At 55.1% G+C, this 12358-nt stretch carries 8 protein-coding genes; all 8 read left to right on the top strand.

Annotated features, from left to right (window positions below):
* The first annotated feature begins 1208 nt into the window (after nt 1-1208).
* The 8 genes from ACY692_RS12560 to ACY692_RS12595 all read left to right on the top strand — a co-directional run bounded on the left by ACY692_RS12560 (nt 1209) and on the right by ACY692_RS12595 (nt 12342).
* Nucleotides 1209-3056 carry a hypothetical protein gene (locus ACY692_RS12560; RefSeq protein WP_462325718.1) on the top strand — a complete coding sequence of 616 codons (1848 nt, stop codon included), beginning with the start codon at nt 1209-1211 and terminating at the stop codon, nt 3054-3056.
* Nucleotides 3057-3114: 58 nt separating this feature from the next.
* Nucleotides 3115-3648 (top strand): hypothetical protein, encoded by a 534-nt coding sequence (locus tag ACY692_RS12565; RefSeq protein WP_462325719.1) that lies wholly within the window; start codon nt 3115-3117, stop codon nt 3646-3648.
* A gap of 29 nt (nt 3649-3677) precedes the next feature.
* Nucleotides 3678-4175 carry a hypothetical protein gene (locus ACY692_RS12570; RefSeq protein WP_462325720.1) on the top strand — a complete coding sequence of 166 codons (498 nt, stop codon included), beginning with the start codon at nt 3678-3680 and terminating at the stop codon, nt 4173-4175.
* A 44-nt stretch (nt 4176-4219) separates the two neighbouring features.
* Nucleotides 4220-5905, top strand: a complete 1686-nt coding sequence (pilQ, locus tag ACY692_RS12575) for a type IV pilus secretin PilQ (protein ID WP_462325721.1) — start codon at nt 4220-4222, stop codon at nt 5903-5905.
* 180 nt (nt 5906-6085) lie between these two features.
* Nucleotides 6086-7789, top strand: a complete 1704-nt coding sequence (locus ACY692_RS12580) for an ExeA family protein (protein ID WP_462325722.1) — start codon at nt 6086-6088, stop codon at nt 7787-7789.
* 95 nt (nt 7790-7884) lie between these two features.
* Nucleotides 7885-9594, top strand: a complete 1710-nt coding sequence (locus ACY692_RS12585) for a GspE/PulE family protein (protein ID WP_462325723.1) — start codon at nt 7885-7887, stop codon at nt 9592-9594.
* A gap of 4 nt (nt 9595-9598) precedes the next feature.
* On the top strand, nt 9599-10816 hold the full coding sequence (locus ACY692_RS12590) for a type II secretion system F family protein (protein WP_462325724.1): 1218 nt from the start codon (nt 9599-9601) through the stop codon (nt 10814-10816).
* Between the two features lie 173 nt (nt 10817-10989).
* Nucleotides 10990-12342 carry a sigma-54 interaction domain-containing protein gene (locus ACY692_RS12595; RefSeq protein ID WP_462325725.1) on the top strand — a complete coding sequence of 451 codons (1353 nt, stop codon included), beginning with the start codon at nt 10990-10992 and terminating at the stop codon, nt 12340-12342.
* Nucleotides 12343-12358: the final 16 nt, after the last annotated feature.

A 12358-nucleotide genomic window follows, 5' to 3' on the forward strand; every position in this document is an offset into this window, starting at 1 on the left:
ATCCGACAAAGGATACTTGTCGGTAATTGTCAACAAAAGTTCATCGCACGTTTGTTTGGTAGTAATGATTTTGCCGATGCAAACATCTTCCGGTAGCTCACTGATAACCTTCCGAACACATATACACTGTAGCCTCCTTTTCCCTTTTCAGAAAGATGTCATTGCTTTTTCCCCGTATTTTCAAGTAGTTTAACAAGAGCTATTGTATTTTAGAATAGCCGTGCTCGACTAAGGGAGTGGATGTCTGGCATAATAACACCTCGCTACATAATGTTCCATAGTGCCTGTTCACAGGAAACATCGGGGATGCCCGGGGGCTCTTGATTATGGGTGCTCATGAAGGACCCGTTTGTTTTGAGGAGTACTGCCGGTACCTTGGGGATACGCATGATCAGACATCCGGCATCAACGCGTGGTCAAATCCACGTGCATGATCCTATAACGTACCCGTCCCCGGTGGGTATATCGGCTTGATTTTTTTTGCAAAGAAGTTCATAAAAAAAGGCCTCGGGCCAAAAAACGGTGTGCTTAGCGTAGCTGCTGGGATCCAAACGCTCCATGTTTTCGGCCTTTTTTTATGTTATCCTGTAACTTTTTAGATATATTTTCCAAGAATCAGAATTGCAAATTTAAGAATTCTAAAAGATTTAATAAATTACAGGTGGTTAGTACCTTACTCATGAAAATCTGCCATAAAAAACAAGAAAATTTACCCCGAAATCAAAGACCTTTGACCCCCGTTCGTCCTGCCCTCACAGCCGTGGGAGCTGGACTTATCCGACGGGCGCGGACAAAGGCTCTGAAAACTGCGCCGACGGAGTTCTTTTCCCTGCCGGACGGTCGTCAGGAAAAAACTGCCGGTGCTGCGCGCATGGTTATCGGTACCAACAATGCGGTTACTCATCCACGGAGTGGTGACACTTTCCTGCCGGCGACAGTCCGGCGGCCGGAATTCCAGTTGTCTGCGAAAGTCGAGCGCAGCGGGCGTCTCATGCCTTTATTGGGGTGTGGGCATACCGGATATGACCGCATTAGCATGTGGGTTTATAGTTTCTTAACTGTCTGAAATCCAACGGTTTTTGAAACTTGTGGGCCGGTGATCAAATTGAACAGTACATCTTGGATAGTTGTTCCTGCCTGATTTTGACCTGAATAATTACGATATCTCTGGGGTTTTTCTGCCCTGTCTCGCATAACGGGTGTTTCACATGAGCAACAAAAAAGAGCTTTCTTCCACCGAACGGCTTCTCGATGTCATCCGAGGGGTCAAGACGGGGGGTTCGTCACAACCATCCGTGCCCGCGGATGTTGCGGAAGAGACAGGGGCTGTTTCCGTTGCCCCGGCACATACCGACCCCGGAAAAATCGTTGTCGGCATTAGTTTTGACAGTACCGGGATCTATCTGGTCGCTATTTCCGGGGGGAAGAAGAATCCGCACATTGTCGACTATGCCATGGTCGAGGCCGAGCTGGGCGACGAGGTCGATCTGCGTACCGTTGTCCAGCGTATCGTTGATAAAGGGTATGTCGGTCGTTTCCGGCTGAAAAAAACCACGACGTGGTTGATGCTCCGCTCCGAGATCCTCGACCAGTGGACGGTCATGGTCCCCCGGAAGGTCGAAGGAAAGGATTTCGCCAAGGCCGTGTATTGGGCGGCCAAGGCCAAGAAAAAATTTGACGAGACATCCTCGGTTTTCGACTACTACCACATCGATGAATGTACGGAAAAGGGGATAGAAAAACTCCGGAGCGGCGTGTTCACCGTGCCCAAAAAACGGGTCATGACCGCCAAAAAGGTATTCGCCGATGCCGGGATCGCCCTTGCGGGCATCTCCACCTTTTCTCTCTGTGGGGGACAGCTCCTGGCCAGGGTCCCCAAAGGGGAAGAGCCATCCCCGATCGCGGTCATTCGGGTCGACCGGGAATGGAGCCGCATCGATCTTTTCTATCACAATGTTCTGGCCTTTAGCCGCAGGATCAAGACCGGTGTGGAAAGTTTTGCCGTATCCATCCAGGAACGTTCGGTCACGCAGGTGGATATCGGCCCGGAGGATATCCAGGGCGGCCTGGAAGTGGACATGGGGGTGGACAATTCCGGCATGACCCTCGAGGAGGCGTTCGCCATTCTGGACGCCCATGGGGACGGGGACAAGGGATCCGATCCGGCCCCAACCGACCCAGCCATGTCTGACGAATCCTTTATGGCCCTGGTCGAGCCCGCCGTCCAGCGGCTCGTTCGGCAACTCGAGCGGACCTTTGACCATTTCCGTACGACCATGAAGGTCCCTCCACTGAAAGGAATTCTTTTTGTGGGCCAGATTGCCAGATTCAGGACCATCATCGACTATATAGGAACCCAGATGGATATGAAGACCGGGTTTCTTGATCCTTTTGATGCCCCCACCTTGCATTCCTCCTTGCCGGTTCCCTCGTCCATCGCTTCCAGAACGGTGTATGGTCCTGCGTGTGTCGCCGCGTTGGCAGATCAGGACAGGACCTCGAATTTTCTTTATAATTACCGAGCAAGAGCCCGTGATTTACAGCTGAAAAAAATCCACCTGGGGCTGGGTGGTGTTTTTCTGGCCCTGCTTCTGGGGCTTGGCAGTTTTTTTGTTTACAACCAACAGATCCTTGCGATCAAGACCGCAGAGTACAACCGGCTATCCGCCGAACTCGCCACATACTCGGGAGATGTCACCGACAAGGGGACGAGAACGCTTCTCGGCAAGCTGGAAAAACGGGTCGATTTTTTACGGACCTATGCAAAGCGGTTTTCGTCCCTGGCCGTTTTTTCGGAGATTTCTCGACTCACACCGGACTCCGTCGAGATAAACAGCCTCATCCTGAACAACGGAGAGGAAAAAAACAACGGCAACCTTATCCTAGACGGCATCGTCGTGGGCAGTGGGATCATGCTTGATTCGTATCTGTCCAATTTTATCGTCATGCTCGACGACTCCCCGATTTTTGCCGATCCAACCATCCAGAAACAGCGCAAGGTGAAATCCGGGGACGAGGAACAGATCCGGTTTGTCTTGAGTATTGCAATCAACTAGGCCCTTTTAGGACGCAGGGATTTCCAGGATGTCTCTGGATTCCCGGTAGGTAGCTAACATGGACGAACAACAGGTCAAACTTCCCCAAAAAACAATCCTCCTCATTGTCATCGGTTTCGTTCTTTTGGCCGGGGGCGGTTTGGGTATCCACCTGACGTACAAACCGAAAATTGAAAGGATCCAGGGGCGTATCGCTGGGGATACCGGACGGATTTCCATGTTTGAGAAGCTCTACCCGACATACAGCCGGCTCTTGAGCGTCTACCAAAAACGCAAGGCTATAAAGACGATCCCCTTTGACCCGGCCACGACCGCGGAACGCGATATCTCCGGTTTTGGGCACGAACTCGAGTTGCTGTGCGAAAAGGCCGGGATGCAGTTCGTGTCCGCAACACCACGTCCGGAGACCATCGAGGCGGACAAACAGCGGATATTGGTGGAAACGAAGGTCCGTGGTGGGTTCGCAGGGTTCCGACGATTCCTGGTCCGATTGCTTGGGATGCCTTCTCTGGCCCATGTCCAGCAAATCCAGGTCCACTCGGTTCCGGAGAACAGGGAGTACTCACTTGAGCTCTGGGTCCGTTTTACCTGAGCAGATTTTTTACAAGCCATAATACCATCATGACCAGACGTGAACAGATCATTCTCGCCCTTATGGGGGTGTCCATTCTCATCGGCGGGTATATGTATTTTTCCGACCCGGGCACGTCCCCCAGAACAACGGCCACCATGTCCATGGCCGATGTCGAGGCCCTGACCAAGGACGTGACCGCGGTTTTGGGCAAAAAAGGGCTTTCCGGGAACGAAGAGTATCTGGTTGGGGCCATCGGCCGCCAATGGACATCGGATCCCTTTGTGGAACTCGGTGCCGAGGAGACCACGCAGGTGGTCCGGGAAGAGGTCAGGCCGGAAACGGTCCAATTCGACTATACTGCCTATGTCCTCGTCGGGGACCGGTTTGTCGGGGTGATAAACGGCAGGGAGTACCAGGCCGGAGATACTCTGGCCCAGGATGGTTATTCCCTGTTGCGGCTCGACACGCGCAGTGCCCTTATCAAGGGGCCGGGTGAAAAAAATATGATCGTCGTCCCCTACAGGGAGTTTCTCGTCTCCCCGTAACATTGGAGAGCATACATGTTGTTTAAGAAGGGTGTGGAGAGTATATGATATCCGTAGAATACATGCGCCGTCATAGGGGGGCTGGAGCGATTCTCCTCTGGGGGATGGTCGTTCTGGGTATTCTGTTTGTTGTCGTTGGATGCCGGGGCAACAAGGAAATCAGGGACCCCTTTTTTGAAAAATGGCAGAAATTGGCCAGGGAGTCCAAAGGGTACTCACCCCAATTGACACAGGAGAGTGTGGACATTGATCGTTCTTCCAGCATGCAGGAGATCGCACCGGATGCTCAAAAGAAGGTCGTCCACAAACCCCTGCCGACCATGCCCACGACCCTGGATGTCCATGATACGGAAATCCGTGCCGTGCTCCAGGCCCTGGCCAGGGCGGCCAAGCAGAATATCCTCATCAATTCGAATATCAAGGGGCTGGTGACCGTGCGGTTCCTCAAGACGCCCTGGGCCGAGGCGTTCAACGCCCTGCTCAAGTCCAACGGTCTGACCTATACGTGGGAGGGTGACATCATCCGTGTGGTCAGCATCGAGGACATGAAACAGCAACTGGCCATCGAGGAGGTCAAGGCCAAGATCGAGGCGCAGGACGTGGCCATCAAAAAGATGGAACCCCTCAAGACGCGGATTATCAAGGTCAAGTATGCGGATATAGAACAATTGCGGACCTCGCTGCTTTCCGTCATCGGGGGGGGGACGGCAGATGATCCCACCCTGGAGAGGGGGGGGGATACAGGGCTCGGGGCCTCAGAAAAAGGAAATATTTTTGCCGACAAGCACACCAACTCGCTGATCATCATGGCCCGGCCGGACGATATGGACATGCTCACTTCGGTGGTCACCGCCCTGGACCGACCGACCAAGCAGGTCTTTTTGAAGGCCTATATCGTGGAGACCACAAAGCAGACCGGAAGGGATTTGGGTATGCAATGGGGCGGGCAGTGGAGCAACAAACTCTCCGGGAGTTCGGACAGGGCCTATTTTGGTAATCCCGTGGGCGATGACGACGGAACGGGCACCAACCTCTTTGGTACGGGCAATAGTGGGACAGGGTTTTCTTCCAACTTTCCCATCTCCCAGATCGTCTCCCCGGGCATGGGCACGGCAGGGCTCGGTCTTAATTTCATGCTTGGCGAAATCGGGGGAGATATCCTCGAGGCCCAGCTGACCGCACTGCAGACCAAGGGGAAGGCGAATATTCTTTCGAGCCCCTCATTGACGACCATGGACAATCAGATGGCCTTCACGGAAAACGGGGCCAAGGTGCCCTATGTCTCCTACGATGACGGTGATAAAACCGTCGAGTTCGAGGATGCTGTCCTGCGTCTGGAGATGACCCCCCATGTGATCGACAATACCTATTTGAAGATGAAAATTCTGGTCAAAAAGGACGAGGTCGATTTCAGCGATCAGCTGAAGGTGGACGGCAACCCGACCATCCTCAAAAAGGAGACCAATACAAATCTCATTGTCCGGAACAACGAAACCATCGTCATCTCCGGGCTCAGCAAGCAGACCCTGAACGATTCCACCTCGGGTGTGCCGGGGCTTTCGGACATTCCCGGGCTGGGATGGCTTTTCAAGGGTAATTCCAAGACGGACAAGATGGAGGAGATCCTCATCTTTGTCACCCCGACCATTCTCCGCACCCCCACGACAGCTCCTCCGCGGACCGCGACCGATTTCTCCGCACCGCAGACACCGGAGGGGGCCCAGCCATAGCAAAGAATCCGTCCGGTTCCGCAATGCGCGGCGTATTGATCCGGCCGGAGGTTGCCAGCCCACGGGCTGAAGGGTATATCATCTATTCCTCCCGCGTGTGTGACCCATTGCAATTCCTTCTGCCTTTGTTGTGGTCGCTGGAATGTGGGCCACCGGGATAATGACAACCAGGCCGGCAGCATGGATTACTTTTCTCTCCTTGGTCTTGACAGGGAACCTTTTTCCAATTCCCCGGATCCCGCCTTTTTCTATGCGGCGGGCCCTCAGCTGGCCTGTTTGCAACAGCTCGAGCTGTCCATCCGGCTCAAGCGGGGACTGAGCGTTGTCATGGGGCCCGTGGGCACGGGAAAAACGACTATTTCCCGGGAATTGGTCCGTCGGCTCGGCAAGGACGTGTCCGTCAGGGTGCATCTGGTTCTGGACCCATCCTACGCAACGGGCGGGGATTTTTTGCGCGGGATGGAAGAGATGCTTGCCGGGCAGAGTGGTGGATCCCTTCCCGACTGGCAGCGCAAGGAACGGATCAAGAACCTTCTTTTCGAACTCGGAGTTGCCAACGACACGACCGTGGTCCTTCTCATCGATGAGGGACAAAAACTCTCCGTGGAATGTCTCGAGGTCCTTCGGGAGTTTCTCAATTACGAGACCAACACCCACAAGCTCCTACAGGTAGCCATTTTTGCCCAGGAGGAATTTGGCTCCACCCTGGATTCCCTGGAGAATTTTCGCGATAGGATCAGTTGCTTCCTGCGACTGGGTCCCATGAATTTTTGGGACATGCGGGCCATGGTCAAGTACAGGATAGAGCGGAGCAACGATACCGACCGTCCGGTAGGCTTCTCTTTGCCGGCCATGTGGCTCGTTTATCGGTTGACCCGGGGGTATCCCCGTAAGGTGGTCCATCTTTGTCACAGGATCCTTCTTAATGTGATCGTGCAGGGAAAGAGACGGGTGGCCTATCGCAATGTCTCTGCGGCCGCGCGGACTGTACCGACAGGCCGGAAGATTCCGTTGAAGGCGGTCGGAATAATCCTTGTCCTGTGCGTGGCCATGGCCTCTGGTCTTGGTCTCTATGGTGCGACGGGAAAATTTCCCTGGTCCGTTTCCAGGTCGCCAGCCGACAAAGAATCCGGGCACCCGCAGACCGCGGGTGGTTCCGCGTCGGTCCCACAGGATTCCCCTCCCCCGCCCGTACACCACTATGTCCTCCACGGATCCGCAAACTCCTCACGGGTAAAAAAAGGGGCCGCAGCGGAAGAGCGGCGCGCACCCGCTCCCGACACGCCGCAACACTCCCTTGGGTCCGGAACAAAACCGTCCCAAGTCCGGAATCCGGGCCATAATCCGCTAAAAATGGTTACAGAGGTCCCGCAGACACTGGGCTATCTCCGTGCGGGACGGGATTCGACCCTTTTTTCAATGATAAGAGTGGTTTACGGGGCCAGAACATCCCAGGAGATCGAGCCGTACCTCAGGGAGATCCTTCGGCGTAATCCGTCGTTTAGAAATCCCGATGTCCTGGAGGTCGGAACCCGTTTGGCTTTCCCAACCCCGGCAGAAACGGATCCGCCCGGACCCGGTCGGTCTTTTTGGATCCTCGTCAAGGAGACCGGCTCGTTGCAGCGAGCGTATGATTGGGCCATCAGATGTTGTGAACGGTACAGTCACCGCAATGTGACCCAGAGCCCCTTCCTGCTGACTATGGTTCTCTCCTGGAATGGGGATTCGGGGTTCACCTTTGGCCTGGTCGTCAACACGTCGTATGGTTCCATGCAGGCTGCCGGGGAATCCAGCGGTTTTATTAGGGCGCGCGCGTGGGGGGAACCGGTTGTCATCGGCCGGGACCATTTCAAGGGCCGGACCCTTTATTCGACCCTTCCCTGATCCCTTGCCTTTTGCGTCCCGGGGGCGGTTGTATGGTTTTCGGGGCAGGAAGGGGGGGCCCACCGGTCCTGAATGAAAATACATAAGGTGGTATCGTGAAAAAACGGATGCGTCTTGGCGAAATGCTCATAAATGCCGGCCTGCTCACCGAGGACAGGCTGCAGTATGCCTTGCGGGAGCATAAAAAGGCGGGACTGAAACTTGGTGAATACCTGATCCGCGAGAGTATGGTCAAGGAATCCCAGGTCATCGATCTCATCAGCCGGCAGATGAAGATCAAAAAGTACAAGGCGGATGATTATCCCCTGGACATGGATCTGGCGAGGTACCTTCCCGCTGACGATGCTGCCAAGTACAAGGCCGTGCCCATTGAGGCGAAACACAACCTTTTGCGCGTGGCCATGGTCGATCCCATGGACATCAATGCCCTTGATGCCATCGAGATCATGGTCAACATGGAAGTCGAACCGGTCGTCTGTTCCGAGCAGGACGTCAACCAATTGATAAACGGACTCTATGGTGTCCGCTCCGGCATGGACGGCCTCATGGAGGATATCGGCGATCTGGATGTGGAATCCGAAGACGGGGAACCCACAGGGGCCGGTATTGGGGATGTCGCCGTGACCTCCCTCGAGGACATGGCCGCCGAGGCCCCGGTCATCCGGCTGGTCAACTCCATCCTCTCCCAGGCGGTCCGGGAAAAGGTCTCCGATGTGCATATCAGCCCGGAAAAGAAATATGTCCAGATCCGTTACCGCATCGACGGGGTCCTTCAGGAAATCCCTTCTCCGCCGAAATCCATGCATCTGCCGGTCGTCTCCAGATTGAAGATCCTGGGGAACATGGATATCGCCAACACCCGTATCCCCCAGGACGGACGGTTCACCATCAATATGGACAACAAGGAGATCAACGTCCGAGTGTCCACCCTGCCCACGATCTACGGGGAAAACGTGGTCCTCCGTCTTCTGGATATGAGTGCCGGCGGGCACACCCTCGACGAACTGGGTATGATCGAGGCCGACCGGGCCAAGGTCCAGCAGGTCCTACGTAAGCCCTATGGTATGATCCTCTCTACCGGGCCGACCGGGAGCGGGAAGAGCACCTCCCTGTACGCCATGCTGCGGATGCTCAATACCCCGGATATCAACATCATTACCCTGGAGGACCCTGTGGAATACAGGGTGCCCAATATCCGTCAGGTCCAGCTGAACACCAAGGCCGGAATGACCTTTGCCAGCGGGCTGCGTTCCATTCTCAGGCAGGACCCCGACGTTGTCATGGTCGGTGAAATCAGGGACCATGAGACCGCCAATATCGCCGTCCAGGCCGCCCTGACAGGCCATAGGCTTCTGTCCACCGTGCATACCAACGATGCCGCCGGCGCGATCACCCGGTTTGTGGACATGGGGGTGGAACCTTTTTTGATTTCCTCTGTACTGCTTGTCTCCATTGCCCAGCGGTTGGTGCGCAGGACCTGCCCCTATTGTCAGGAGGAGTATTCACCGGAACCTGCCCTGGTCAGGTTTTGGGGGCTGGACGATGTCAAGGATGCCCGGTTCGTGCGTGGAGCAGGATGTTATCAGTGCAACAACACCGGTTTTAAGGGACGTACGGGGCTCTATGAGATCCTGGTCAACGATGAACACGTCCAGGAGATGATCCTGCACCGGGCCTCGTCACAGGAAATTACCCGAGCCATGCAAAAAAATGGCACCCTGCGTACACTGAAGGAAGACGCTGCCCTCAAGGTTCTCCAGGGAACCACCACCCTTGAGGAGGCCACCAGGGCCGTGATGGTATAATCTTATGAAATATACGTACAAGGCGATCACCGATGTGGGCACGACCGTGAGCGGGACCATCGAGGCGGATTCCGAGGAATCCGCGAACATGATGCTCACGGCCAAGGGGTATATCCCGTCCAAGGTCACCGCGTCCAAGGGGGGCGGTGATTCCGATTTCATGTCCGGGCTCAAGAACAGTATGGCCAAGGTAAAACCCCAGGAACTCATCCTGTTCACCAAGCAGTTCCGGACCATGTTCAAGGCCGGGGTTTCGATCATGGAGATTTTTAGAACCATGGAGGCCCAGACCGATAACCCCAAGCTCAAACAGACCATTGCGGCCATTGGAGAAGATGTCAGACACGGGACCTCCCTTGCGCGTGGTTTCGGCAAGCATCCAAAGATTTTTTCGCCCCTGTACTGCAATATGATCCAGGCCGGTGAGGCCAGCGGGGCGTTGGCCGAGGTGCTGGATCGGCTTATCTATCTGCTGGACCATGAAAACAAGGTCAGGAGTGACATCAAGTCCGCCCTGCAGTATCCGACCATCGTTCTCATCGCCCTGGGGATCGCCTTTTTCGTGCTTTTGACCGTGGTCATTCCCAAGTTTGTGGGCATTTTCAAATCAGCAGGGATCGATCTGCCCGTGCCCACGCTTATCTGTATGCATTTGTACGCCTTTATTTCCACATACTGGTATCTGTGCATCGGCGGGGTAGTTGGAACGGTTCTCGGATTACGTTACTATTTCAAGACACCCATCGGGCGGCTCATGCGTGACCGTGTGCTTTTGCGTGTGCCCATCCTGGGGCCTGTATTCGGCAAATCGGCTATGTCACGGTTTGCGTCCATTTTTGCCATTCTGCAGTCCAGCGGCGTCAGTGTTCTCGATTCATTGGATATTTTGTCTTTGACCATCGGTAATGCTGCCATTTCCAAGGAATTCGACAGGATCAAGGAACTCCTCAAAGAGGGAAGGGGGATTTCGGGGCCCCTGAGCCAGGCCAAGTATTTTACCCCTATGGTCATCAACATGGTCGCCATTGGCGAAGAGTCCGGGAATCTCGAGGAGATGCTCCAGGAGGTGGCCAACCACTATGACGATGAGGTTGGGTATGCGGTTGCCCAGATGTCGACCAACCTGGGACCGATTCTCATCGTCGGCCTTGCAGCAGTGGTCGGCTTCTTTGCCCTGGCCATCTTCCTGCCCATGTGGGATCTGACACAGATGGTTCGATAAATGAAGTGCGCAGTACACAGTGCGCACTTCACGACCTATTCCCTTCAGCCTTGCATAAGGTCTGCTAACCCCGCAAGCTCGCTAAGCATTCACTTTTCCAGCCTCCCGTCTCCTGTCTCATGTGTCCCTAACACCTAACACCTAACACCTAACACCTAAAACTTCTTTTATCCATGCCCGAACACCATACCCCCAGCTTCAGCTTTTCTTTTAAAAACATTCGTGTTGTTCTGAGCCTGCGTTTTCTTGTCCCTGTCATCTTCAGTGGTTTTTCCCTCCTCTCCTTTTTGCTCGCCTCCCTTCTTTCCGGGTATTATTCGCAATCCTCGTGGGCCCTCCGCTTTTGGGGGCTTGCGGTGTGGGTTGTCTCGTATGTCCTTGCCTACGTGATCATGAAGATGATGATACGGCCTTTCGAGGAGTTTGCAGCCCGGGTCGAGGAAATCAAGAATAAACAGTCGGCGCAGGATCCGGAAACCGTCACGGAGGACACGAAGGCACCCCCGCGCAACGAGCTCGAGCGGTTCACCCGGGTTCTCGACGGGGTGACCGATATGCTCACCCGGGGGGAGAGCAAGACGCATTTTCCGGATATGGTTGGGGAGAGCAAGGCCATGCGAGCGGTGTTTTCCCAGATGCTCGTGGTGGCCGGAAGCGACACCACCGCCCTCATCATGGGCGAATCCGGGACCGGCAAGGAACTGGCGGCGGAGGCGATCCATGCCAACAGTGATCGCAAGGAAGGCCCCTTGATCAAGGTCAATTGCGCAGCCATCCCGGACACGTTGGTGGAAAGCGAGCTTTTTGGCCATGAGAAGGGGGCGTTTACCGGAGCGACGGCCGTCAAACGGGGGAAATTCGAACAGGCATCAGGGGGGACCATCTTTCTCGATGAGATCGGGGATATGCCGTTGGATGCCCAGGCCAAACTGCTGAGGGTTTTGCAGGACAGAGAGATCGTACGGGTAGGGGGAGGGAAGCCCATCAAGGTCGATGTGCGGGTCATTGCCGCCACAAACAAGCTGTTGCCCGAGGAGGTTCGGGAAAAACGGTTCCGGGAAGATCTCTATTTCAGGATCAATGTCTTTCCTGTCGAACTGCCTCCCCTGCGCGATCGTTTGGAAGACATCCCCCTGTTCGTCGATTGGTTCGCTGAACGCGCCGGCAAAAAGGTCGCTGTTTCGGATCAGGCCAGACAGGTGCTCATGTCCCATGCCTGGCCCGGAAATGTGCGTGAACTTCTGCATTGCCTGGAGCGGGGGAGTCTGCTTGCCGGGGAAGGGGAGATCCAGCCGGGCCATCTGCCGCCGCAGATGAGCAGAACGCTGCCCGCTGTGGATGGGGGGGAAGAAGAATTGGACCTCAATGAACGGCTCAAACGGATTGAGAAGACCATTATCGAGGATGCCCTGCAGCGGACCCAGGGCGTCCAGGTGCGGGCCGCCGATCTCCTGGGTATCCCGGTCCGCAGCCTGTGGCACCGGATCAAAAAACTGGAGATCGATGTGAGCAGGTACAAACAGTAGATTGGTCAGATCAAGT

Source organism: Desulfoplanes sp. (assembly GCF_054921335.1).